Source organism: Streptomyces sp. NPDC058001, assembly GCF_042886315.1.
Classification (GTDB): domain Bacteria; phylum Actinomycetota; class Actinomycetes; order Streptomycetales; family Streptomycetaceae; genus Streptomyces.
On the sequence record NZ_JBHVQT010000005.1, the window covers coordinates 1 to 23,869 of the forward strand.

General features: G+C 69.0%; 18 protein-coding genes, 1 pseudogene and 1 riboswitch. Of the genes and pseudogenes, 12 read left to right on the forward strand and 7 right to left on the reverse strand.

The features are described from left to right. The coding region (locus ACFVT5_RS12765; RefSeq protein WP_389885314.1) for an ABC transporter substrate-binding protein at positions 1–1,438 on the reverse strand (1,438 nt) is incomplete at its 3' end. Between the two features lie 210 nt (positions 1,439–1,648). Beyond that, positions 1,649–1,765: a putative leader peptide gene (locus tag ACFVT5_RS12770; RefSeq protein WP_389885317.1), complete on the reverse strand. Its 117-nt coding sequence runs from the start codon at positions 1,763–1,765 to the stop codon at positions 1,649–1,651. Positions 1,766–1,800: 35 nt separating this feature from the next. Next, positions 1,801–1,910: riboswitch (SAM riboswitch) on the reverse strand. 154 nt (positions 1,911–2,064) lie between these two features. On the opposite strand from ACFVT5_RS12770, the pseudogene ACFVT5_RS12775 reads away from it, so the two are divergent. After that, positions 2,065–2,886: pseudogene (locus tag ACFVT5_RS12775) on the forward strand (LLM class flavin-dependent oxidoreductase); the annotation flags it as partial. A gap of 170 nt (positions 2,887–3,056) precedes the next feature. On the opposite strand, the gene ACFVT5_RS12780 reads toward ACFVT5_RS12775, so the two are convergent. Continuing rightward, complete coding sequence (locus ACFVT5_RS12780) at positions 3,057–5,366, reverse strand: glycosyl hydrolase family 18 protein (RefSeq protein ID WP_389885320.1); 2,310 nt, start codon at positions 5,364–5,366, stop codon at positions 3,057–3,059. Positions 5,367–5,887: 521 nt separating this feature from the next. Here ACFVT5_RS12780 and ACFVT5_RS12785 point away from each other — a divergent pair. The 6 genes from ACFVT5_RS12785 to ACFVT5_RS12810 all read left to right on the forward strand — a co-directional run bounded on the left by ACFVT5_RS12785 (position 5,888) and on the right by ACFVT5_RS12810 (position 10,298). Continuing rightward, complete coding sequence (locus tag ACFVT5_RS12785; protein ID WP_389885323.1) at positions 5,888–6,070, forward strand: hypothetical protein; 183 nt, start codon at positions 5,888–5,890, stop codon at positions 6,068–6,070. Positions 6,071–6,137: 67 nt separating this feature from the next. Then, the gene (locus ACFVT5_RS12790; RefSeq protein ID WP_389885326.1) at positions 6,138–7,118 is read left to right on the forward strand and encodes an aldo/keto reductase; all 981 of its coding nucleotides are present in this window, start codon (positions 6,138–6,140) and stop codon (positions 7,116–7,118) included. Positions 7,119–7,221: 103 nt separating this feature from the next. Further along, on the forward strand, positions 7,222–7,371 hold the full coding sequence (locus ACFVT5_RS12795; RefSeq protein ID WP_389885329.1) for a hypothetical protein: 150 nt from the start codon (positions 7,222–7,224) through the stop codon (positions 7,369–7,371). Positions 7,372–7,684: 313 nt separating this feature from the next. Then, the gene (locus ACFVT5_RS12800) at positions 7,685–8,464 is read left to right on the forward strand and encodes a sodium/calcium exchanger protein (protein ID WP_389885332.1); all 780 of its coding nucleotides are present in this window, start codon (positions 7,685–7,687) and stop codon (positions 8,462–8,464) included. 122 nt (positions 8,465–8,586) lie between these two features. Continuing rightward, on the forward strand, positions 8,587–9,489 hold the full coding sequence (locus ACFVT5_RS12805; RefSeq protein WP_389885335.1) for a RimK family alpha-L-glutamate ligase: 903 nt from the start codon (positions 8,587–8,589) through the stop codon (positions 9,487–9,489). Further along, the gene (locus tag ACFVT5_RS12810; protein WP_389885338.1) at positions 9,486–10,298 is read left to right on the forward strand and encodes a RimK family alpha-L-glutamate ligase; all 813 of its coding nucleotides are present in this window, start codon (positions 9,486–9,488) and stop codon (positions 10,296–10,298) included. Before ACFVT5_RS12805 ends, ACFVT5_RS12810 begins: the two co-directional genes overlap by 4 nt. A 91-nt stretch (positions 10,299–10,389) precedes the next feature. Here the strand turns inward: ACFVT5_RS12810 and ACFVT5_RS12815 are convergent, their stop codons facing one another. After that, the gene (locus tag ACFVT5_RS12815; RefSeq protein WP_389885341.1) at positions 10,390–10,761 is read right to left on the reverse strand and encodes a nuclear transport factor 2 family protein; all 372 of its coding nucleotides are present in this window, start codon (positions 10,759–10,761) and stop codon (positions 10,390–10,392) included. A gap of 301 nt (positions 10,762–11,062) precedes the next feature. Here ACFVT5_RS12815 and ACFVT5_RS12820 point away from each other — a divergent pair, with 301 nt between their 5' ends. Together ACFVT5_RS12820 and ACFVT5_RS12825 are read left to right on the forward strand one after the other, a co-directional pair. Then, positions 11,063–11,683, forward strand: coding sequence for a hypothetical protein (locus tag ACFVT5_RS12820; RefSeq protein WP_389885343.1), 621 nt, complete (start codon positions 11,063–11,065; stop codon positions 11,681–11,683). Between the two features lie 749 nt (positions 11,684–12,432). Further along, on the forward strand, positions 12,433–13,470 hold the full coding sequence (locus ACFVT5_RS12825; RefSeq protein ID WP_389885345.1) for a Ku protein: 1,038 nt from the start codon (positions 12,433–12,435) through the stop codon (positions 13,468–13,470). Positions 13,471–13,495: 25 nt separating this feature from the next. Here ACFVT5_RS12825 and ACFVT5_RS12830 read toward each other — a convergent pair whose 3' ends face one another. Both ACFVT5_RS12830 and ACFVT5_RS12835 read right to left on the reverse strand, forming a co-directional pair. Further along, positions 13,496–14,554 carry a LacI family DNA-binding transcriptional regulator gene (locus tag ACFVT5_RS12830; protein ID WP_389885348.1) on the reverse strand — a complete coding sequence of 353 codons (1,059 nt, stop codon included), beginning with the start codon at positions 14,552–14,554 and terminating at the stop codon, positions 13,496–13,498. Between the two features lie 80 nt (positions 14,555–14,634). Next, the gene (locus ACFVT5_RS12835) at positions 14,635–17,349 is read right to left on the reverse strand and encodes a glycoside hydrolase family 3 C-terminal domain-containing protein (protein WP_389885350.1); all 2,715 of its coding nucleotides are present in this window, start codon (positions 17,347–17,349) and stop codon (positions 14,635–14,637) included. A gap of 270 nt (positions 17,350–17,619) precedes the next feature. Here ACFVT5_RS12835 and ACFVT5_RS12840 point away from each other — a divergent pair, with 270 nt between their 5' ends. Both ACFVT5_RS12840 and ACFVT5_RS12845 read left to right on the forward strand, forming a co-directional pair. Further along, positions 17,620–18,732, forward strand: a complete 1,113-nt coding sequence (locus ACFVT5_RS12840) for a DUF1996 domain-containing protein (protein ID WP_389885353.1) — start codon at positions 17,620–17,622, stop codon at positions 18,730–18,732. 32 nt (positions 18,733–18,764) lie between these two features. Next, on the forward strand, positions 18,765–20,492 hold the full coding sequence (locus ACFVT5_RS12845; RefSeq protein WP_389885355.1) for a discoidin domain-containing protein: 1,728 nt from the start codon (positions 18,765–18,767) through the stop codon (positions 20,490–20,492). 145 nt (positions 20,493–20,637) lie between these two features. Here the strand turns inward: ACFVT5_RS12845 and ACFVT5_RS12850 are convergent, their stop codons facing one another. Next, entirely contained in the window at positions 20,638–21,330 is a 693-nt protein-coding gene (locus ACFVT5_RS12850; RefSeq protein ID WP_389885357.1) for a DUF4230 domain-containing protein, read from the reverse strand. Positions 21,331–21,602: 272 nt separating this feature from the next. On the opposite strand from ACFVT5_RS12850, the gene ACFVT5_RS12855 reads away from it, so the two are divergent. Next, on the forward strand, positions 21,603–23,795 hold the full coding sequence (locus ACFVT5_RS12855; RefSeq protein WP_389885360.1) for a discoidin domain-containing protein: 2,193 nt from the start codon (positions 21,603–21,605) through the stop codon (positions 23,793–23,795). Positions 23,796–23,869: the final 74 nt, after the last annotated feature.

A 23,869-nucleotide genomic window follows, 5' to 3' on the forward strand; every position in this document is an offset into this window, starting at 1 on the left:
CCTGCTGGGTCAGCAACGAGTCCAGCGAACTCTTCGGCAGGTGGTAGAAGTTGGCCAGTTTCGTGGAGTAAGCGCTGCGCAGGATGTCCGGGTCGGCGCGGGTCACATTGCCCCATACGGCGTCGAAGTCACCGGATTGCAGTGTCGGGGCGAACTGGGCGATCTGTCGTTCCTTGAGCACGATGTCGATGCCGACGGCCTTGAGCTGCTGCTGGATCAGCTCCAGCGCGGGCTGGTTCGTGGCCGCGTTGGCGAACCAGTTGACGGTGAGGCTCAGTCTGGTGCCGTTCTTCGTTCGGATGCCGTCACTGCCCGTCTTCCAACCGGTCGAGTCCAGCAGGGACTTCGCCTTCACCGCGTCGTAGGCGAGAGCCGGGCCGAGGTTCGCGTAGTCCGGCGTGGTGTGCGCCAGGATGCTCGTGGCCGGTTGTGTGCCGGTCGGGAACACGGCGTCGACGATCTGTTGCCGGTCGATGGCGAACAAGATCGCCTGACGCACCTTCACGTCCTTCAGCAGCGGCCGGGAGTTGTTCAGCCCCAGGTTGAACACGTTGCCCGGGTTGGCCCGCCGCGGCAGGCTCACCTGACCACCCTTGAGTGCTGCCTCGTCGGCCTTGCCGACGCTGCTGATCGCGTCGACCTGACCGGACTGAAGGCTGCCGGTGCGCACCCCTGCCTCGGGCACCACCTTGAACACCAGCTTGTCGAGGTATGCCTCGCCCTTCTTGGCCCACAGCGAGGAACCCCAGGCGTACTTGGTGCGCTTGGCCAAGGTGATCGACCGGTTCTGCACGTACTGCTTCAGCGTGAACGGGCCGCTGCCGACCACCCCCTGGCTGCACTTCTGCTGCGGGGACTGCTTCACACTTGCCGACGACTCGATGCCCAGCGAGAACGTGGAAGTGGCCTGGAGGAACTGGGCGTTGGGCTGCTTGAACTTCACCCGCACCGTGAGCGGGTCGACCACGATGGTGCTCTCCACGCCGGTCAGGTACCCCTGTGCCAGGACGCCCAGGGCGCCGAGCTTCGGCACCGCGTCGAAATTGTCCTTGACCACCTGCGAGGTCAGCGGTGTCCCGTCGCTGAAGGTGACACCCGATCTCAGATGGAAGGTGAACGTCGTCGTGTCCGAGCTGATGTCCCAGCTCTTCGCCAGCCACGGCACGATCTTGCCGGTCCTGGGGTCCTGGTCGGTCAGGGAGTCGACGACCTGACGCAGCGAGTAGATGGTGTCGTTGCTGCCGACCTGCTGTGGATCCACGCAGCCGGCGTCGGAACCCACCGCGAAGGTCAAGGTGCCGCCGGACCTGGCCTGGCCGCTGTTGTTGCTCGAACTGCTGCCGCCGCCGGACGAGCATGCGGTCAGCAGCACACTGGTGGTCAGGAGTGCGGTCAGTGCCGCCCATCGGGCAGGGCGGGAATCCGGATGCGATATCACGGAACGAGTTCTCCTACTCGAAAGCCGTCACGCACGCGTTCGTGCGGACAAGGGAGATACGCGGATGGTGTCGCTCCCGAGGCAGGACGACACGGTTGAAGAGGGGTGAGGCGGAGAGCGGAAGGAGTTCGCTGTCGGCGCTAGAACGGGCGGTGAACGCCCTCAGTCAGCCGACGGAACGCGGTGAGCCAGTGAGCCGACGAGACGCAGTCAGCCAAGACACAGGCAACTGGTGATGCGCTGCAAGTCGATGTGACGGCGGCGGGAAAATCGGGAAACAGCCGCAGCAGTCGTGGTGGAGGGAGTTGAGACGCTGCTGTGACGCATGCTCACACCTCCATGTTCCAGGCCCCTGAAGCGGGGCCACGCGCTTGCCGAGTCGGCGACTCGGCCGGGCTTTCACCTGGAGCACCCCACCGCGTCGGAGGGTTGCCGGTCAGCAAGCCAGGGCTCGGTGCTGACACTCAATGCCAGTTGAAACTTTAGCTATCGCCGCCGTGCCCCGTCAATGTCGAGGGACGAGTCGTACAACACCAGGCGGCACATCGGGTGTGCCGGACGGAGGTTCCTCGACAGGGAGGTGATGTCCGCCCGGCCTGTTGACGAGAGACAAGATGTACTGGTGCATCACCGGCGGCAACGACCGGGAACAGGGCCGCGAGGGCGACACGCTGACCAAGGACGAGCGCTACGCCCGTACCCGCGAGTACATCCGGATCGTCAAGAAGATCTGGACCACCCGCGAGTCCTTCGACCACGAGGGCGAGCACTACCGCTTCCATGACTTCGTCAGCGATGTCTTCCCGGTCCAGCAGCCCCGCCCGAACGTGTCCTTCGGGGGCTCGTCACCTGCCGCGTACGCCGCAGGGGGCGCCGAGGCCGACGCCTACTGCCTGTGGGGCGAGCCCCTGGAGAAGACCGCTGAGCAGATCGAGGCCGTCAGGTCCGCCGCGAAGGCCGCGGGCCGCACCGACGTACCGCGCATCCAGGTCGCGTTCCGCCCGATCATCGCCCCGACCGAGGAACTGGCCTGGGAGAAGGCCCACCGCACGGTCGGGGCGATCAAGGCCCGCAAGGAGAAGGACGAGCCGGTCAACAAGCGCCACAACGGGCAGGCGCAACCGCAGAACACCGGCTCGCAGCGGCTGCTGGCCATCGCCGAGGCGGGGGAGCGCTACGACCGCGCCCTGTGGACTCCGACCGCCGCCGCGACCGGAGGCGCCGGCAACTCCAACGCCCTGGTTGGCACACCGGATACGGTCGCCCAGGCGCTCCTTGACTACTACGACCTCGGCGTCGACATCCTCTCCGCCCGCGGCTACGACCTGCTGGGCGACGCGATCGACTTCGGCAGGTATGTGATCCCGATCGTCCGGGACGAGGTCGCCAAGCGCGACGCCGAGCGGGCCGAGCGCGGCACGCGGAACCTCGCGGCGGTGCATGGATGACGTCCGTCCCACCACCACCGCCGCACGCGGTCGAGCCGGCGGTCATTCAAGTGACCGTGATCTGAGGCTCACTGGTCCGGCGGCCCCAGGGGGCTGTCGGACCAGATCGCCGCGCCGCTCGTCCGGGTTGTGCGGGGTTCGCGGGGCCGGACCGGACCGGATGGAAGACGCTAACGGAGCCCGGTGTACAGGGAGTTCATCAGGGTGCCGTTCGGGGTGTCGCCGGACATTTCCCAGATCATGCCGCCGAGCAGCCCCTTCGATTTGATGTACTCGGTCTTCTTCCCGATCGACCAGGTGTCGTCGAAGGACCACCATTGGCCGCCGTTGCCCGTGTAGCCGTAGGTGGACACCGACTGGGGGTCGTGGACGACGGTGATGCCGGGGTAGCTGGTGATCAGGTTCTGGTAGCCGCGGGTGCCGGCCTCCTCCGGGAACTGGCCGGGGGCCGCGCCGTTCGCGCTCTGCCATTCTCCGCCGGCGCCACCGTCGGTGACCTCCTTCCAGCCTCGGCCGTAGAAGGGGAAGCCGATGGTGAGTTTGCGCGGGCTGACACCGGCGTCGGTGTATGCCTTCACGGCACCGTCGATGCTGAAGTCGTTCGGGTAGGGCGACTGGGCGTCGGCGTAGAGATTGGCCTGGTGGCCGGTGCGGCCGGGTTCCCAGGAGTTGTCGCTGCCCGCGCCGTGGAAGTCGTAGCCCTGGACGTTGGCGTAGTCCAGGTCGGTGAAGATCTTCGATACGTCCCAGCCGGCGTCGATCTTCTTCGGGTCGGCGGGGGTGAACGCGGTGAGCAGCTTGTGGTCGCCGCCGAGCGCGTCGAGCTGTTTGCGGAACTCCGCGATCAGGGCGGTGTTGTTGGCCTTGTCGGCGGTGCTCCAGTGGTTGCCGGGGTGACCGTCCGGGGAGCCGGGCCACTCCCAGTCGAGGTCGATTCCGTCGAAGATCCCGGCCGCGGCGCCCGGCCCTCCGGCACCGTTGTACGCGGGCAGGTCGCCCTTGATGTACATGTCCACGCAGGACTTCACGAACTTCTTGCGTGACGCGTCGGTGGCGGCGACATCGGAGAAGTACTTGGAGAACGTCCACCCGCCGAGCGAGATGACGATCTTCAGGTTCGGATACTTGGCCTTGAGCTTCTTGAGCTGGTTGAAGTTGCCGCGCAGTTTGCCCCAGCCGTCGTCTGCCACGCCGTCCACGGACTGGGAGGCGGGGAAGGCGCGGCCGTAGTCGGCTTCTGCGTCGCCGGCGCCATCGCCTTCGTTGGGGTCCTGGGGGTTGGCCGAGACACCCTTGACCACGCCGTTGAGGCAGGTGAGATTGACGGGGTCGATATTGCCGAAGGCGTAGTTGACCACGTCCAGCTTGGCGGCGGCGCCGGAGGTGTCCAGGTTCTTGACGAAGTACTGGCGGCCGTAGATGCCCCACTGGACGAAGTAACCCACGGTCGCGTAACGGCCGTTGCCGACCGCCTCCTGTGTGGTGACCGAGAGTGTGTTACTCGCCGGGGATGTGTTGTCGGCGGCGTCGCGTGCCCTGACCGTGAACCCGTATGTCGTGGCGGGGGACAGCCGGGTGACCGTGGTGGTCAGGGTGCCTGCCGGGACCGTGGCGACCAGCGTCGCGCCCCGGTACACGTCGTACGCGGCGACGCGGTTGTTGTCGCTCGACGCGTTCCAGGCCAGGGCGACGGTGCTGGAGGTGACGGCGGTGGAGCGCAGGCTGCCGGGTGCGGTCGGCGGTACGGGGTCGGTGGCCGGGTCCACGGTGGTGGCGGTCACGGGCGCGCTCGGCGCACCGAGGTTGCCGCGGGTGTCCTTGGCGCGGACGGTGAAGCTGTATCCGGTCGCCGGGGTCAGGTCGCGGACGGTGGCGGAGGTGGTGGCGGTGGCCGCCACGACGGTGCCGCCGCGCAGCACCTCGTACCCGGCGACGGGGAAGTCACCACGGGTCGACGCGTCCCACTTCAGGCTCACCGTCCGGGCCGTGGTGTCGGTCACGGCCACCCCGGGCGGCGCGGACGGGGGCGCGGCGGGGCTGCCGTCGCACTTGTCGCCGTTGATCAGGCAGCCGGTCGGCGCTGTGAGAGGACCGGTGGCGACGAACCAGTAACTGTAGGGTTCGGTACTGCCGTTCGCCGGGACGGAGGCGTTGTAGTGGGCGTTGGTGACGGTGACATGGGAGCCGTTGACGGTTGCGGTCCCGTTGTAGTGCTGGCTGATGGTGACCCCGGCCGGCAGATCGAACTCCAGGGTCCAACTGGTCACCGGTGTGGCGCTGTTGTTCCTGACGACGAACGTGCCCTTCCACCAAGGGCCGTTGTCGGCGCTGGTGAACGACGCGGTGAGTGCGCCGACGGCCTGTGCCGGCGCGGCGATGCCGACGAGCCCGCCCAGGGCGAGGACGAGTGCGGTGAGCGCGGCGAGTAAGCGCCGCCGGGGCGGCGCCATGGATCTGATCGCCATAGATCTGATCGCCATGGATCTGATCGACCTGGGTCTGGTGAACACGGCTCTCCTTGGTGTGGGGGGAGGCGGGACCGGGATCCCGCGTCGCGTGTCCGTGCGCCGGCACCCGATGACGCGATGGTCGGGAGACACGCACCTGTCCGTGGCGCCGTGGCCGGCATCGGACACGTGTGCTGTGGCAGTGCTCTCCAGAGAAGCCAGTTGTCGCACACCCGTCAATGAGCGCTGCGCGGGATTGGACTGCACCAATGCCACGTACGGTCCGCCATGTCGAACTCCCGCCCCAGGCAGGCGACTCAGGAATGGGCTAGACCAATTCTCGGGATTTTACGGTCCCTTGGCATTGTGCGGGCTGCGGGGGAGGACGCCGGCGAAGGAGGGGCAGCGCAGGGGACGGGTGGGGGGTTTGGCGCCGGACAGGAGGGGTGGGCGGGTGAGGGGCGCTGCTCGACTTCGAAGGCGCCGGGGCTTGACATCGTGCGCGCTCTAGTCGGCAGCCTCGGGCCTGTGTCAACGAGAACGTAACGAGAACTTTGGGACACAGCGGGATCGAGGTCAGCGCGATCGGACTCGGCTGCTCGGCGACACGCGGGCCGTTCACCGCGGGTGGCAAACCGGCCGGGTGGCGTGTGGTCGATGACGAGGAGTCGAACGCGGCCATCCGGCGGGCCCTCGAACCGGGCGTCCCGTTCTTCGACACGGCCGACAACGGCTGAGCCGTCCCAGGAATTCGATCTACTGAGAACACGTGCGCAAGTCCACGTCACTGAGGAGGAGTAGGCCATGGAGTACACACGATTGGGAACGTCAGGGCTCAAGATCAGCCGGATCGCCTTGGGCTGTATGAGCTTCGGCGACCCCGCCAAGAGGATGTCCTGGGTGCTCGACGACAACGCGGCCGAGCCGATCTTCCGCCAGGCCGTCGAGCTGGGCATCACGTTCTGGGACACCGCCAACATCTACGGCCTGGGCACATCGGAGGAGATCGTCGGGCGGGCGCTGCGTAAGTACACCCGGCGTGAGGACATCGTTGTGGCCACCAAGTTGTTCACGGCGATGCACGAGGGCCCAGGCGGGGCGGGGCTGTCCCGCAAGGCCGTCATGGAGCAGATCGACGCCTCGCTGCGGCGCCTGGACACCGACTTCGTCGACCTCTACCAGATCCACCGCTTCGACCCGCAGACACCGGTCGAGGAGACGATGGAGGCGCTGCACGATGTGGTCAAGGCGGGTAAGGCCCGCTACATCGGTGCTTCGTCGATGTGGGCCTGGCAGTTCGCGACCATGCAGCATGCCGCGCAGGCCCACGGGTGGACGCGGTTCGTCTCCATGCAGGACCAGTACAGCCTGCTCCACCGCGAGGAGGAACGCGAGATGTTCGGCCTGCTCGCCTACCAGGGCGTGGGAAGCATCCCGTGGAGCCCTCTCGCCGGGGGACTGGCCACCCGGCCCTGGGGCGAAGGCTCCACGCAGCGCTCGGAGGCCAACCCGAAAGTCGACCAGTACGGTCGTCCGCTGTTCCTCGACAGCGACCGGGCCATCGTTGAGGCCCTCCAGCGCATCGCCGACGCCCGGGGCGTTTCGATGGCGCAGGTGGCGATGGCCTGGGTGTTGAACAACCCGGTGGTCTCCGCCCCGATCGTGGGCGCGACCAAGCCGCACCACCTCGCGGACGCCGTCGCCGCGCTCGACATCAAGCTCACCGCCGAGGAGATCGACTCCCTTGAAGCACCCTATGTACCGCGCCTGCCCACGTACTTCTAGGCATCCGCATCGTGGCCCCAGCCCGGACACCGGCGTCCGCAGTTCAGCGCGCCGAGGGTGGGGAGACTCACCGTCGTATATTCCATCGCTGTATGGGGACGCGGTGTTCAACCAGCCGCAGAGGCCGCCGCTGTTGGCGGAATTCGACCGGCTTCCCGCCGCCTGCGGTGGTGACTGGGTCGCGCAGGCCCGCGAGTTGTGCCAGGTCGTTCAGCGGGGGACGCACCTGTATCTGTGGTTCATCGGCGACTGACCGCGCCCGGTGGGCCGTCACCTTCGGCGGGCTCGTCACTGGCTCAGGGCCTGCCAGCCGATGGTGCGCGATGGTGCCGCCCTGGACGGAGTGGGCCTTATCGGCCCGCCACCGGGTGGCGTGCGTGCGGAGCCGTCCGTCGGGCGTCTCCGCGTACGGCACGTCGGGTTCAGTCGGTGATGTACCAAGAGGTCACGCAGGAACGGGGAGAACGGTTCCCGGGCCGGTTCAGATGGGAGGTCGGCCGGTCACGCAGGGCCCCAAGTCCGCGTGCGCCGCCGTTGGGCTTGGTTTACCCGTTCGATCACCGGCCGTGCGGTGGGCAGTTAGCGTGCTGGGATTCGGGTTGCTCGGTTTCTTCGGGTTCTACCTCTGGAAGGTGTCCCGCAGCGAGGTGGCGGAACCCGATCTGGCCGGACCCGCCGCCGTCATCGGGGAACTCCCCCAGCACGCCCGCCGGATCCTGGTGGTGGGTCTGGTCCTGTTCGCCGCCGCCGTCATCCTGGCCTGCGCCGAGCCCCTCGCCCACAACCTGATCGCCGCCGGAACCGAGCTGGGCATCGACGAGTTCCTGCTCGTGCAGTGGCTCGCGCCGCTCGCTTCGGAGGCTCCCGAATTCATCGTGGCGATCCTGTTCGCCGTACGTGGCAACGGCGCGGCGGCCATCGGCACCCTGATCTCCAGCAAGGTCAACCAGTGGACGATGCTCGTCGGCAGCCTCCCGGTCGCGTACCTCCTCGGCGGAGGCGGTGCGGCGCTGCACCTCGACGGGCGTCAGGTGGAGGAGTTCCTGCTCACCGCGACCCAGACGCTCCTCGGTGTCGCGGCACTGCTCGCACTGCGGTTCCCCCGCTGGGCCGCCTGGACGCTGCTCGGGCTGTTCGCCGTGCAGTTCGCGCTTCCCGGCCAGGAGGCGCGTTACGTACTGTGCGGTGTCTACGCCGTGATCGCCGTGGCCGCGTTCGTCCGCAACCGCCGCCACATCCTGCCCACACTGGCCGCGCCCTTCCGTGGTGCGCCGGATGACGACGACCAGCCGCCCCGCGAAGGGGGCGAGCAAGTCGGCGTGACAGGCTCGTGTTTCTTGCGCTGAGCCCTTTCCGGACAAGCCTGTTGGGCAGTGAGAGCGCCGGATGACGTCCCCGAGGTGCCGTGGCGGACCCCGTCCGTGCCGGACACCGGCCACGGCGCCTCGGGACTACTGAGAAAAGGCCGATGAGACTCTGTTTTCTGGTGGAGGAGCGGTACCGGAACGACGGCATGCCGAACAGGGTGATCGGTCAACTCACCGCCTGGGGGCACCACGTTGACGTTCTGCGTCCCGGCAGCTCGCTGGTCGGTCTGTCCGACGCGGTCCGGGCGGGAAGTCACGATGCCTGGGTACTCAAGACGGTGTCGGGCGGACCGGGACTGTCCCTGCTGGAGGCCGCCGCCGCGGTGGGGCTGACGACCGTCAACGACGCGCGGTCGATACGCGGCGTACGGGACAAGGTACGCGCGGCCGTGGTCGCGCGGAGCCGGGGTCTGCCGATTCCCCGTACCTACGCCGTGCCGTGTCCCGAGGCGTTGGCGGAGCTGCCGGAGGCGGAGTACCCGCTGATCGTCAAGCCGGCCGACGGGAGTTCGGGACGGGCGGTCCGCCTGGTGCGGTCGCCGGGACGGCTGGCAGCGTTGCGGCCTGCCATGGCACAGGAGGGGATGCTGATCGCTCAGCCGTACGTGCCCAATGCGGGGGTCGACCTGAAGGTGTACTGCGTAGGCGGCGAGTTGTTCGCGACCGAGCGCTCGTCACCGCTTCATCCCGACCGGCCGCAGCACGAGCGCCGTGTGCCGCTGTCCGCCGAGGTGGCGGGGCTGGCTGAGGAGGTGGGGAGGGTGTACGGGCTCGATCTGTACGGTGTCGACGTGGTGCTCGGCACGGACGGCCCGGTCATTGTCGACGTCAACGACTTCCCGAGCTTCCGTCGTGTGCCGGACGCAACGGCCCGTGTGGGGCGCGCCGTCCTGAGCCTGGCGCGCGGAAGCGGGAGCCTGCGGGAGACAGTGGTGCCTCTGCCCCGGCCCGAGCGCGCGCGGATTCCGGCACATCTCTCGGCGACGGAGCCCGAAGGAGTATGAGGATCCGCTTCATCACACACGGCCCCGACCACCCGCTGATCGCTGCCACCGCCGCCCTGCTGACGCCCCGTCACCAAGTGGACGTAGTCGACCCGGCCCTGTCGTCCCAGCCGAGCGGGCGCGTCGACGTCTGTCTCCTGAAGGCGCGTACACCGTCGGCGCTCGACCTGGCCCAGTCGTACGAAGCGCAAGGGGCCGTCGTACTGAACTCGGCGGCGGCGACGGCACTTTGCCAGGATCGAACGGAAATGGACAGACTGGCCCGGTCCGCCGGACTGCCGTTCGCGGCCACCCGGACCGTGGCGGACCTCGCGCGGCTCACAGCGGAAGGGGACCTCCCGTATCCACTGGTGGTCAAAAGCCGACACAGTCGCCGCGATGACCTGGTCGCCCGCGTCGATGACATCGCCGCACTGCGCGAGCTGTCCCGCACCTGGCCTCACGAGCCGGTGGTAGTACAGGAGTTCGCGCGGAACGGCGGCTGGGACCACAAGCTGTGGGTGATCGGCGATGACGTCTTCGCCGGTCTGCGCCGGTCCGAACTGGCAGTCGCGGACACGGGCCCGACGCTGCCGCTCACCGAGGCCGATCTGCCCGACGGCTGGGCTGAGTTGGCCCGCGCGGTCGGCTCCGTGTTCGCCCTCGACGTGTACGGCGTGGACGTGGTCGAGACGGTAGGCGGCGCCCCGCTCATCGTGGACATCAACGCCTTTCCCGGCATGCGAGGCCAGACCGGACCTCCCAGGGCTCTGGCAGCACTGGCACTACGAGCGGGGACCCCGCCCGGCCTCGGACGGCCGGTGCGATGAGGGTGAAGCGCGCCGGACCACCGGCGGTCGGTCCTTGGCCAGCGTTGACACCACCACACCCGAATCGCCCATTGATCACGCAATACGGGTTCTAGGAGGGTTGACGGACTTCGGTGGCGAAGGTGTACAGCTCGACGATGACGCCGTCCTTGCAGTGGGCGATGTCCATTCCGGCCGCAACGGGCGGTTGGCCGGCCGGACCGTACTGGAAGGCGAGGTGACCGAGGTCGTCGTTGACGGAGACGGGGCCATCGGGGTGGAAGACCCAGTCCGGGGTTTGCGCACGCAGTTCCGTGGCGCGCTCGGCGAGGGCCCCGCGGCCACGGACGACGCGGTCGGGTTCGTGCCACACGACGTCCTCGGCGTAAGTCTGGGCGATGGCCGCGCTGCGGCGCTCGGGATCCGGTTCGTTGAAGACGTCGAGGAGGTTGCGGCGCATCAGGTCGGCGACGGTGTTGTTCATGGGGGGGTCCTTCGGGTCGTGCCGGTCGGCATCATCGGTCAGGCGTTCCCCTATGGGGCCGGGAATCGCCTTGCCGACTCTGTTCGGGGGGGTTCGTTGAGCGGCACGATAGTGACTTCGTCGGCCTTCACCTGTGCGGCTCGGTGTCTGGATGAGAGACCTGACCCGGACGATTCATTGATCACGACGCGATACACGCCCAGGGCCCTTCTTCTGGATCAGCACTCGCAGCGATCGAGGCGGCGAGTCCCTGATCGGCGACTCGATCCGGCCGGCATATGACGCGGTCTAGGGTGATCGAATGGACGTGGGGGCGGTACTGATTGCGATCACTGGTGTAGCGGGAACTCTCGGGGGTGCGTTGCTCACCCAGCGGAGCGCTGACCGGGCCAAGAAGCGCGAGTTGGAGATGGCCCATGCGATCCAGGAAGCTCGCGAGAATCGTGAACTACGTCGGAGCTGCTACACACAACTGCACCGGGACGCCAGGCAGTTCGCCACGGCGCTCAGCCGGCACTTGTACGTGATGCGAGATTGCACGCTCGGGCAGGAGGACATATCGGCGTTGGAAGGAACCAAGGACGCCTACCGTGACCGGTGGTCCGAGGCTCTGATGATCGCCCCCGATGCGGTGATCGTTCCGGCTCATGAACTGAATGAAGCTCTGACCGGAGTCTATGGACAGATCAAGCGCCTGGAACAGGGAAACCCCCGGCCGGGCGAGACCCTCCAGTCAGCCGCTGAAGCGCAGCATGCGCTCTGGTCTCTGACAAGCGTCACGAGAGAGGCGATGCGTCGTGATCTGGGCGTCACCGCAGTCGCCGGCGAGGAAGCCACCGGTCGAACACCGTTGGTCTCCTCCAGCAGCCCCATCGTCTTGGCCAGGGATTTCGGTGAGCCGCTCGACGGCCTCGACTCCTAGGCCGTCTCTCTGGATCACCCGCTGACCAGATGAAGATGGCGGCGAGATGGAATCCGGCGTGATCCTTGGACGGCCGGTCCGCCTGGGCACTCGTAAGAGGGCCATGACCTGGGTGAACACAGGTGCGTCACCTGCCTGGCCGGGCGTGATGACGAAGGCCGGCGGGCGGCGGTGGCCGTCTGCGGCGAGGTGGACCTTGGTGGTCAGCCCGCCCCGGGACCGTCCGAGGGCATGGTCAGGCGGCTCGCCGGCCGGAGCCCCTTTTTTGACGGGCCCCGGCGGCGTCCTGGTGGGCACGGACGATGGTGGGGCCGACCGCGACGACCCGGTCGAGGTCGCCTTCGGCGTCGGCCTGGGCGAGCCGTGGGCGCCGAACAACCCGTCCCGTACTGGGGGCCGTGGTGACGCCCGGCCACCCGGGTCGCCACCGTCATGACCACGGCAGCGGAGGCCGTTGCCCGAGCGTACGGTGTTCTTCGATCGTCGTCGCGTCTGCTGTCCGGGATGACCGACACCGCGGCTCCGCCGCCCGATCAACCGGGGTCAAATCGCCTACCAGGCAGGTCCTGAAGGAGGCAGGTCCCACGCAGCGGCACTTCCCCGGAAGGGGGCACCACACACCGGTCAAGCCCCGCGCAGCGGCCCGCTCCGCTGGCAAGCCCCCCGCCTCGCCTCTAGCCTGAATCTGCACGCGCCGCCCCGGTATGGAGCGTGCGAGGCCGGTTGGTGCCGGGGTCTGGAGGTTCGACATGCCACGCCCCGTATGGTCGGGTGCCATCACCTTCGGACTTGTCACGATCCCGATCAAGGTGCTGCCGGCGACGGAGAGCCACAACATCTCCTTCCACCAGTACCACCTCACGGACCTGGCACGCGTCCGCGTCAAGAAGGTGTGCGAGCTGGACGGCAAGGCTCTGGAGCCCGAGGAGATCGGGCGCGGATACGAGGCGCCGGACGGCGGCACCGTCGAGATCACCGACGACGAACTCGACGCCATTCCGCTGCCCACCGCGAAGGCCATCGAGATCGAGGGCTTCGTACCCGTCGACAGCATCGACCCGGTCCGGATCGGTGAGGGCTACTACCTGGAGGGCGACGGGCAGGTCGCGGCGAAACCGTATGTGCTGCTGCGCAGGGCGCTGGAGCGCAACGCCAAGGTCGCCGTCGCCAAGTTCGCCTGGCACGGCCGGGAACGGCTCGGTCTGCTGCGGGTCAAGGACGACGTTCTCGTCCTGCACTCCATGAAGTGGCCCGACGAGGTGCGCTCACCGGAGGAGTTGGCGCCGCCCGACATCGAGGTGGACGACGGCGAGGTGCGGGCCGCGGTCGCGCTCATGGACTCCATGGCCACCGATGACATCTCGGACCTCAAGGACCACTACCGGGAGGCCCTGGAGAAGGTCATCGAGGCGAAGGCCCAGGGGAAGGCACCGCCCGAGGCACCGGAGGAAGAGGCCGAGGAGGGTCAGGTACTGGACCTCATGGCGGCGCTCCAGAACTCCGTGGACCAGGCCCGTTCCGCACGGGGGACCCGGAGCGACGGCGGCGACGCCACGGTCCACCAACTCCCCAGGAAACGCGGCAAGAAGGCCCCGGCCGAGAAGGCGACCGCACCGACGAAGACCACCACCCCCACGAAGACCACCGCCACAAAGACGGCAGCCAAGAAACCGGCGGCCAAGAAGACCACGGCGAAGAAGGCGGCGCAGGAGAAGGAAGACCCCGGCAAGGCGAAGAAGGCCACGGCCAAACGCACACCGGCCCGGCGCACCGGAAAGCCCGCCTGAGGCAAGAGGGAAAGTCCGCCGGACGTCACGACGAGTTCCGTACCACCAGCTCCGGTTCGAAAATCACCGACGTCGCCTCCGTGTGCACACCCGTGAGCCGTTCGTGCAGCAACCGCGCCATCGCGGCGGCCATGTCCTCCACCGGCTGCCGCACGGTCGTGAGCGGTGGACGGCACGCGGTCGCCGCGCTGCTGTCGTCGAAGCCGACCACGGCGACGTCGTCGGGGATGCGGCGCCCTTGTTCCCGCAGGACGAGACAGGCTCCCTGCGCCATGAGGTCGTTCGCCGCGAACACCCCGTCCAGATCCGGGTGTTCGGCCAGCAGCCGCCGCATCGCGTCCTCGCCGCTCGCCAGCGTGAAACCGCCCTCGGCCACCCGGACATACGCGTGCCCGCGCCGGGCCATCGCGTCCCGGAAACCGGCGAGCCGGTCCTGCCCGGCCAGAACGTCCAGCGGACCGGTGATGGTGGCGACGCGCCGGCGGCCACGGGCGAGCAGATGCTCGGCGGCGAGCCGCGCGCCGTCCTGATGGGCGACGTCCACGAAGCTGATCGGCACGGGCGTCGCCGGGCGCGCGAACAGCACGGCCGGGATGCCCGCCTCCGCGACCAGCGCGGGCAGCGGATCCTCGGCGTGCGTGGAGACGATGAGCGCGCCGTCCGCGTTGCCCTGCCGGAGATACGACACGACCTGGTCCCTGGTTTCGTCCGTCTCCGCGAACATCAGGACCGGGTGCATCGCCCGGGGCCGCAGGTATCCGATCACCCCGCTCACCACCCGGCCGAAGAACGGATCCGCGAACACCCGTGAGGCGAAAGCCGATTGCTCGGCCTCCGACGCGCCGCCGGCCCCGGACACGACCAGGGCGATGGTCTCGGCGCGGCGGGTGACGAGGGAGCGTGCCGCCCGGTTCGGTGTGTACCCGGTGGACGCGACGGCCCGCCGTACGGCCTCCTGGATCGTCGGATCCACATTGCGGACGCCGTTGACGACCCGGGACACGGTGGCCCGGGAGACTCCGGCCACCCGGGCGACGTCCTCCAGCGTGGGCGGAACGGCAGGCGCCCGCAGCTCTCTGCTCATGAACGAACTGTACCGGAGGGGAGAGCGCTCTCCCGATGCTTGCGCGGACCTCCTGAAGCTCCTCCTGTCAGCTCCTTCCGTCACCGTCCGACCCGGTCGGAACCGCCCGCGCCCGGTACCTCGCCGGAACCGGTGGCCGACTCCGGCAGGAACGGGTGCCCCACCAGCGTGACCCGGCGGACCAGCGGAAGGTCCCCCGCCGAACGGCCCGCCCGTACCTCGAAGGTGCCCGGTTCGGTACGCCTGCTGCGCTCGGCGGGCGACCAGTGCTGCCAGGTGCGGGGCGCGAGCCGGACGACAGCGGTGACGGCCTCGCCGGGACCCGCCGTGACCTCGGCATATCCGGCCAGCCAGCGGGCCGGCCGGTCGACCGCCGAGTCCGGCCGGGCGACGTATATCTGGACGACCTCGCGCCCGGTGCGGCGGCCGATGTTACGGACCCGGACGCGTATGGCCACCGGCTGGTCGCCCGTGATCTGTCCGGCGACGTCGATGGTCTCGTACGACCAGGAGGTGTAGCCGAGACCGTGGCCGAACCAGTAGGCGGGCCGGGCGCGTGAGCGCAGCCAGGCGCGGTATCCGATGTGCAGCCCCTCGTCGTACGCGAGGACCCCGCGCGTCGGCCGTACCGTCCTGACCGGGACCTCGGCGAGCGTCTCGGCCCAGGTGGTCGGGAGCCGGCCGCCGGGTTCCGTACGGCCGAGGAGTACGTCGGCGAGTGCCGGGCCGCCCTCCTGTCCCGGGAACCAGGTGAGCAGTAGCGCGCCCGCGTCCGTGTGCCAGGGCATCTCGACGGGACCACCGGCGTTGACCACCACCACCGCGTCCGGCGAGTCGGCCAACACCGCCTGGACGAGGGCGTCCTGATGGCCCGACAGGCGCAGCGACGCCCGGTCGTGGCCCTCGGACTCGCTCTGCTCGGTCGTGCCGACGACCATCACGACCGCGTCGGCCCCGCGGGCGGCGGCACGGGCCTCCTCGGTCGCGGTCGCGGGATCCGCCGACGCGGGCGGGGACACCGAGAGGACTGTGGCACGGCCCGTGTCGGGGGCGAGAGCGCGACGCGCGACGACGGTCACCTCACGGTTCGCGCGGAGCGCGATCGTGCCGTCGTGGCGCGGTGGGTGGACGTGTACCACCGCCGGGTCGTCCGTGTCACGCGTGAACTCGCCGTCCACCAAGGTCTGTTCGTCCACCGTGAGGCTCATCCGGCCGAACCCTGCGACGCCGAAGGTCCATTCACCGTCGCGGTCCGGTGCGAAGCGCGCCGTGATCTCCACCGTGTGCCCGTCCGGTACGAGCCGGGGCTCCAGGATCCGCCCGGACAGCCGGTGTTCGGCGTACAGCTCACGTCCCGAGGCGTCCAGCAGCCGCACCAGGACACCCGGTTTGCCCGACCTGGGGTCGCGGGCCCGCGCCGGGGTGAGCGGGGCGGGCGGGGACCCGAGTGCGGGACCGGGGGCGTGGACGACCCGTACCTCCGGACCGAGCGCCGTACGCAGCGCGTCGAGCGGGGACACGGATGACGAGGGAAACACCTCCGCGCTGCCGCCGCCCTGCATCCGGGGGTCCACGGCGTGGGCTCCGATGACCGCCACGGTGCGCAGCCCGTCCGAACTCAGCGGCAGCACACCCGAGTTGCGCAGCAGAACCATGCCTGCCGCAGCAGCCTCCCGCAGGGTCGCACGGGCACCTTCGGACTCGGACTCGGCCTCGGCACATCCGGCGGTAGCCGTGACCGAAGCGGCGGCCGGACCCACGGTCGTCGGACCCGCCGTCGTAGTCGCACCCACCGTCGTAATCGGCCCCGAAGCCGTAGCCGGAACGACAGACGTGGTCGGAGCAACAGCCGTAGCCGGAACAACAGCCGTACCCGGAACCACACCCGTGATCCCGTCCACGCCCACGTCATCGTTCCAGCTCCCGATGCCGAGCGCCCCCACCCGGTACCCGAGCCGGAGCACCCGCCGTACCTTGTCGTCGACCGCCGACTCCGGGACCAGGCCCTCCTTGACCGCGCGGACCAGCGCGGCGCCCCAGGGTCCGTCGGGCCCCGGCATCCCGAGGTCGTGACCGGCGACTGCCGGGCCGACGGTCGAGCGGAGGGCGCCCCAGTCCGACACCACGACGCCGTCGAAGCCCCAGGCACTCTTGAGCGGATCGCCGAGCAGTGGATTCGCGGTCATGGTCGCGCCGTTGACCCCGTTGTACGCGGCCATCACGAGCCAGACCCCGGCCTCGACGGCGGCTTCGAACGGCGCCAAGTACACCTCGTGCAGGGCGCGTTCACCGACCTGGACGTCCACGGTGAGCCGTTCGGACTCGGAGTCGTTGGCGACGTAGTGCTTCGCCGTCGCGGCGACCCCGCGGGACTGGACCCCCCGGATCACGGCCACCCCGGTGCGTCCGGTCAGCCAGGGGTCCTCGGCGAAACACTCGAAGTGCCGTCCGCCCAGCGGTGAGCGGTGCAGATTGAGGTTGGGCGCGAGCACCACCTGGACGCCCTTGCGCCGGGCCTCCGACGCGAGCAGCCGACCGAGGCGCTCGGCGAGGTCGTCGTTCCACATCGCCGCGACGGCGGTGGGGCAGGGCAGCAGCAGCGAGGTGCTCCGCTCGTCCCAGGAGTCGCCGCGCACGCCGACAGGACCGTCCGACAGGGTGAAGGCGCGCAGCCCCACGGCGGGCTCGTCCGCCGTACTCCAGGTCGACCCGCCGGAGAGCAGCCCGACCTTCCTGTCCAGGCTCAACGTGCCCAGAAGCAGGTCGAGTCGCGCGTCGAGTTCCGGGTCGGGCATCGCACCTCCAGGCAGGCACTCGGGGAGAGCGCTCTCCCAAGGCTGGTACCGGTACCCGCCTCCTGTCAATCGCCCGGCACCGAGCCGGCCTGGGAAAGAGCCGCCGCCGAGTCTTGACACGGACTTGTCACGGCGGAACACTCCGGCTGCGGGAGAGCGCTCTCCCGTTCTCCCGCACTCCGCACCCCGGGCAGCCGCGACGGCGACCCACACCGACCGCGCACGGCCGTCCACCCCCACCCACCCGCACGGACGTGACAGGAGGTCTCCATGGCGAGGAGATCGCACCAGAAGAAGGCACGATACGGCTCGGCGTTACTCGTGAGCACCGCGCTGATCGCCACCTCGCTCGGCCTGGTGCTGCCCGGCATCGTGGCCAACGCGAGCCAGGACACCGGACAACAGCACGCCGCCGCGACCGGCGCGCACGCGGGCCACGCGATGGCCGCGGCGGCGCCCGTGCCGTCCGGCGACGACCCCGACGGCGACGGCTACATCCCGGCGAACCCGCCGGTCACCGGCGTCACCCCGTCCGACAAGGAGCCGACGCACAAGTACTTCCACGAGTTCCAGGCCAACTGCTCGGTCTCGCACACCAAGCCGGACGACCCGATCGTCTTCCCGGGGCAGCCCGGCGCCTCGCACGACCACACCTTCATGGGCAACACCACCACCAACGCCCAGAGCACCACCGCCTCGCTGAGCGCGGGCGGCACCCTGTGCAGGGCGCCGGGCGACAAGTCGGGTTACTGGATGCCCTCGCTGTACAAGGGCGACCAGAAGATCCAGCCGGTCGGACCGCAGACGATCTACTACAAGGCGGGCGTCACCGACTACACGAGCGTGCGTCCCTTCCCCAAGGGCCTGCGGTTCGTGGTGGGCAGCCCGACCCAGACCGCCGACGAGTTCCGTAACCACAAGGGATTCGTCGAGGGATGGGAGTGCGGCAACAGCTACTTCAACACCGAGTTCCCCGCGAGCTGTCCCACCAGCCCCGACGTACAGCTCAACCTCCGCTTCCAGGCGCCGAGTTGCTGGGACGGGAAGTACCTGGACACGCCGGACCACAAGGCCCACATGGCGTATCCGGTGGTCAAGCCCGGCACCAACAACAACGTCTGCCCCGCCGACCACCCGGTCGCGCTGCCGATGATCGAGTTCAAGATGGTCTGGCCGGTGAACGGTGACATGTCGCAGGTCCGGCTCGCCAGCGGCACCGGACACTCGTTCCACTACGACTTCATGAACGCGTGGGACGACCGCACGCTGAAGGCGCTCGTGGACCACTGTGTCGTCGGCGGGCTCCAGTGCGACGCGCGCGGCTACGACCAGTCCCACCCGGAGGCGGGAGCGGCGCTCAACCAGAACTACGAACTGCCCTGACCGAGCGACCGGTTACCCCCTCAAGGAGCGACATGCGCACACGCATACCCCTGGCGGTGGCGGCGGCGTTGGCCGCGGGCACACTCGCCCTGCCGGCGCCCGCGGTCCACGCCGCCGGGAACGTGGTCCGCGTCACCGGCACCCAGGGCAACTGGCAGCTCACCGTGAACGGTTCGCCGTACACGGTGAAAGGGCTCACCTGGGGCCCGTCCCCGACCGACGCGGCCCGCTACATGCCCGATGTGAAGTCGATGGGTGCCAACACCGTCCGTACCTGGGGCACCGACGCGTCGAGCCTGCCGCTCTTCGACGCGGCGGCGGCCAACGGCGTCAAGGTGATCGCGGGCTTCTGGCTGCAACCGGGCGGCGGTCCGGGCAGCGGCGGCTGCGTCAACTACCTGACGGACACCGCGTACAAGACCCAGATGCTCGACGAGTTCCCGAAGTGGGTGCAGACGTACAAGGACCATCCGGGTGTCCTGATGTGGAACGTCGGCAACGAGTCCGTCCTCGGCCTCCAGAACTGCTACAGCGGGGCCGAGTTGGAGCGCCAGCGCGACGCCTACACGACGTTCGTGAACGACGTCGCGAAGAAGATCCACACCGTCGACCCGAACCACCCGGTGACCTCCACGGACGCCTGGACCGGCGCCTGGCCCTACTACAAGAAGAACGCGCCCGATCTCGACCTGTACGCCGTGAACTCCTACGGCGACGTGTGCGGGATCAAGTCCACCTGGCAGGCGGGCGGTTACACCAAGCCGTACATCCTCACGGAGACCGGACCGCCGGGGGAGTGGGAGGTGCCGAACGACGCCAACGGTGTGCCCACCGAGCCCAGCGACACCGCGAAGCGCGACGGGTACACCAGGGCGTGGGACTGCGTCACCGGACACCAAGGTGTCGCCCTGGGCGCCACGATGTTCCACTACGGCACCGAGTACGACTTCGGCGGCATGTGGTTCAACCTGCTGCCCGCCGGTGAGAAGCGGCTCGCGTACTACGCCGTGAAGAAGGCGTACGCCGGTTCCACCGCGGGCGACAACACGCCGCCCGTCATCTCGGCCCTGAACGTCGAGGGCGGCGCGTCGAACGTCCCGGCCACCCGTGACCTGGTGCTGGCCACCACCGCGTCGGACCCGGACGGGGACCCCCTCACCTATGAGGTCCTCTTCGGGAGCAAGTACCTCGACAACGCCGGCGGTCTGACCAGTGTGCCGTTCACGAACCTGGGCGGAGGGCGGCTCAAGGTGACCGCGCCCGACCGGACCGGGGTGTGGAAGGTGTACGTCAAGGTCAAGGACGGCAAGGGCAATGTCGGCGTCGAGACCAGGTCCGTGAAGGTCGTGCCACCACCGGTGTCCGGTACGAATGTGGCCCGGGGCAAGCCGGCCACCGCGTCGTCGTACCAGCCGTCGGGTTCCGGCTGCCCCTGCCCGGCGTCCAACGCCGTGGACGGGGCGGCGGACACCCGCTGGGCCAGTGACTGGAGCGACCCGCAGTGGATCCAGGTGGACCTGGGCGCCCGTACCACGGTGCGTCATGTCCAGCTGGTGTGGGAGGCCGCGTACGCCAAGGCGTACACGGTCCAGACGTCGGACGACGGACAGAACTGGCAGACCCTGCGCCAGGTGACCGACGGGAACGGCGGTATCGACGACTTCGACGTGTCGGGCACCGGGCGTTACGTCCGTGTGCACGCCACGGTCCGCGGTACCGGATACGGCTACTCGCTCTACGAGTTCGGCGTCTACAGCTGAACCCGGGGACCCGTACCGAGCCCGCCCCGCACCGGGTCCGCCCCGTGCGCGCCCTGTCCCGCGACAGCACATCCGTCGCGGGACAGGGCGCCGCGCGGCGCCGATGATGCCGCCGCCCGGCGCCCCGCCCGTGCCGGTCCACGGCTCAGGTCCCGTACACCACCTTCACCTCGTCGAAGCCCAGCGAACGCAGGAGTCCGCGGAGCATGCCCGTGGTGTTCTCCTCGGCCCGCCGGACCAGGTTGGTGTCCTTCGCGGCCTTCCCGATGTGCTGTGCGGCGAGTTTCTGCACGGCCCGCTCACTGTTGGGGTTGTCGGAGAAGAAGTCACCCAGCCGGTCGAGCAGTCCGCGCTGCTTCGACACGGCGTACGAGCGATCGGGGTCGAGCGCGGGTTTGCCCAGCTCGGCATGCGGCAGGCGCAGGGTGGCGGACGTACGGTCCTTGTTCGTCGTCACATCGTCCTCGCCGACCTTGCCGAGGTCGACATAGGCGTCCACGGTGCCCGCCCCCACGTACAGGGTGCGGGTGCCGCGGATCGCGTCGGGCAACAGCTTGGCGTCCTTCTCCAGGTCCACGACCACCTGGAAGTTCCCTGAAGCCGCGTCGTAACGGCTCATGTCCTGGATCGACTTGAGGAGTGCCGGTCCCGTGCGGTCGTGCGTGTCCTCCCCGAGCAGCGCGTTCAGCCCGGGGACCAGGCTGAACCGGATACCCGCGAGGAGGACCACGATGACCACGACGACGGCGGTCAGCACCTTCACCCAGGTGGGGACCCGGGTGCCGGTCGAGACCTTCCCACGGGGTGAGACCTTCTTTTCGGACGTGCCGGACGTCATGAGGCTTCTCCCTTCCCGCCTTACCCAATGCCCCGATGCGACGAGATCAGGCATCTCTCCCTGGACGGCGCCGAGTTCACTTCCTGACCGAACGGCGTGCCGCGTCCGTGACCGTGTGCACAACTCTTGACGAGACACGTACAAGGGGAGAACCATCACTGCGATGGGAGAGCGCTCTCCCCACCGTTTCAGGGCTACCGCGCTCGCTTGTCTCTCTCCGGGGCACCGCACCGTCCCGGCCACCCGCACCCCGACAGCTCAGGAGTTCCGACATGCTCATTTCCGCTGTACGGCCCCGGAGGGCGGGCGGGCGGCTGCCCCGTCCGGGCCCGCGTAGAACGCTGGCGGGTGCCCTGGCCGGCATCCTGGCCGCCGCCCTGCTGACCTTGCTGCCGACCCCCGCCCAGGCGGCGCCGGCCCTGCTGTCCCAGGGGAAGACGGTCACCGCGTCCAGCGAGGAGAACTACGGCACCCCGGCCACCGGCGCGGTCGACGGCAACAACGGCACACGCTGGTCGAGCGCCGCTGCGGACCCGCAGTGGATCAAGGTCGACCTCGGCGCCACGGCCTCCGTCAGCCAGATCGTGCTCCGCTGGGAGACCGCGTACGCGAAGGCGTACCGGATCGAGTTCTCCACGGACAACTCGACCTGGACCACGGCCTATTCGACGGCGGCGGGATCCGGCGGCAACGAGACCCTGAACGTCTCCGGGTCCGCGCGCTATGTCCGGATGTACGGCACCACGCGGGCCACCCAGTACGGCTACTCCCTCTGGGAGTTCCAGGTGTTCGGGACCACGGGCGGCGGCGGGGGCGACCCCATCCCCGGCGGCGGTGACCTCGGGCCGAACGTCCTCGTCTTCGACCCGTCGACGCCCGACATCCAGGGCAAGGTCGACGCGGTGTTCAAGCAGCAGGAGTCGGCGCAGTTCGGCACCGGCCGCTACCAGTTGCTGTTCAAGCCCGGCACGTACAACAACATCAACGCCAACATCGGCTTCTACACGTCCATCTCGGGCCTCGGCCTGTCGCCCGACGACACCACCTTCAACGGCGATGTCACCGTGGACGCGGGCTGGTTCAACGGCAACGCGACACAGAACTTCTGGCGCTCCGCCGAGAACCTCGCCCTCAACCCCGTGAACGGCACCAACCGCTGGGCGGTGTCCCAGGCGGCGCCGTTCCGCCGGATGCACGTCAAGGGTGGGCTGAACCTGGCGCCCACCGGCTACGGCTGGGCCAGCGGTGGCTATATCGCCGACAGCAAGATCGACGGCACTGTCGGACCGTACTCGCAGCAGCAGTGGTACACCCGGGACAGCTCGGTCGGCGGGTGGACCAACGGTGTGTGGAACATGGTGTTCTCGGGTGTGCAGGGCGCCCCGGCGCAGGGCTTCCCGAACCCGCCGTACACCACGCTCGACACCACCCCGGTCTCCCGCGAGAAGCCGTTCCTCTATCTGGACGGCAACGACTACAAGGTGTTCGTGCCCGCGAAGCGCACCAATGCCCGGGGTGTCTCCTGGGCCGGCACCCCGCAGGGCCAGTCCCTGCCGCTCAGCCAGTTCTACGTGGTCAAGCCCGGAGCGACCGCCACCACCATCAACGCGGCCCTCGACCAGGGCCTGAACCTGCTCTTCACGCCCGGCGTCTACCACGTCGACAAGACGATCGACGTCAAGCGCGCCAACACCGTCGTCCTCGGTCTCGGCCTGGCGACGATCATCCCCGACAACGGCGTCACCGCGATGCGGGTCGCCGACGTCGACGGCGTCAAGCTCGCGGGCTTCCTCATCGACGCGGGCCAGGTGAACTCGTCCACACTCCTGGAGGTCGGCCCGGCCGGCGCCGCCGCCGACCACGCCGCCAACCCGACGACCGTCCAGGACGTGTTCATCCGCGTCGGCGGTGCGGGCCCCGGCAAGGCCACCACCGGCATGGTCGTCAACAGCGACGACACGATCATCGACCACACCTGGCTCTGGCGCGCCGACCACGGCGACGGTGTGGGCTGGGAGACCAACCGCGCCGACTACGGTCTGCGCGTCAACGGCGACGACGTCCTCGCCACCGGCCTGTTCGTCGAACACTTCAACAAGTACGACGTCGAGTGGTACGGCAACAACGGGAAGACGATCTTCTTCCAGAACGAGAAGGCGTACGACGCCCCGAACCAGGCCGCCGTGCAGAACGGCGCCGTCAAGGGCTACGCCGCCTACAAGGTCGCCGACTCCGTCACCACCCACGAGGGCTGGGGTCTGGGGAGCTACTGCTACTACAACGTCGATCCGACCATCCGCCAGGACCACGGGTTCGAGGTACCGGTCAAACCCGGCGTGAAGTTCCATGACCTGCTCGTCGTGTCGCTCGGCGGTAACGGACAGTACGAGCACGTGGTGAACAGCACCGGGCCGGGGACATCCGGAACGTCCACCGTCCCGTCGACGGTGACGTCCTTCCCGTAACAGGCCATCCCGTAGCGGTCCATCCCGTAAGAGAGAAGAGGAGTGGCGGGCTCCCGTGCCGGCGGACGGGAGCC

Coding starts and splice junctions, on each gene's coding strand:
- ACFVT5_RS12770 (WP_389885317.1), bottom strand. CDS start 1,765: ATGCGTCACAGCAGCGTCTCAACTCCCTCCACCACGACTGCTGCGGCT.
- ACFVT5_RS12780 (WP_389885320.1), bottom strand. CDS start 5,366: ATGGCGATCAGATCTATGGCGATCAGATCCATGGCGCCGCCCCGGCGG.
- ACFVT5_RS12790 (WP_389885326.1), top strand. CDS start 6,138: ATGGAGTACACACGATTGGGAACGTCAGGGCTCAAGATCAGCCGGATC.
- ACFVT5_RS12805 (WP_389885335.1), top strand. CDS start 8,587: ATGAGACTCTGTTTTCTGGTGGAGGAGCGGTACCGGAACGACGGCATG.
- ACFVT5_RS12810 (WP_389885338.1), top strand. CDS start 9,486: ATGAGGATCCGCTTCATCACACACGGCCCCGACCACCCGCTGATCGCT.
- ACFVT5_RS12815 (WP_389885341.1), bottom strand. CDS start 10,761: ATGAACAACACCGTCGCCGACCTGATGCGCCGCAACCTCCTCGACGTC.
- ACFVT5_RS12820 (WP_389885343.1), top strand. CDS start 11,063: ATGGACGTGGGGGCGGTACTGATTGCGATCACTGGTGTAGCGGGAACT.
- ACFVT5_RS12825 (WP_389885345.1), top strand. CDS start 12,433: ATGCCACGCCCCGTATGGTCGGGTGCCATCACCTTCGGACTTGTCACG.
- ACFVT5_RS12830 (WP_389885348.1), bottom strand. CDS start 14,554: ATGAGCAGAGAGCTGCGGGCGCCTGCCGTTCCGCCCACGCTGGAGGAC.
- ACFVT5_RS12835 (WP_389885350.1), bottom strand. CDS start 17,349: ATGCCCGACCCGGAACTCGACGCGCGACTCGACCTGCTTCTGGGCACG.
- ACFVT5_RS12840 (WP_389885353.1), top strand. CDS start 17,620: ATGGCGAGGAGATCGCACCAGAAGAAGGCACGATACGGCTCGGCGTTA.
- ACFVT5_RS12845 (WP_389885355.1), top strand. CDS start 18,765: ATGCGCACACGCATACCCCTGGCGGTGGCGGCGGCGTTGGCCGCGGGC.
- ACFVT5_RS12850 (WP_389885357.1), bottom strand. CDS start 21,330: ATGACGTCCGGCACGTCCGAAAAGAAGGTCTCACCCCGTGGGAAGGTC.
- ACFVT5_RS12855 (WP_389885360.1), top strand. CDS start 21,603: ATGCTCATTTCCGCTGTACGGCCCCGGAGGGCGGGCGGGCGGCTGCCC.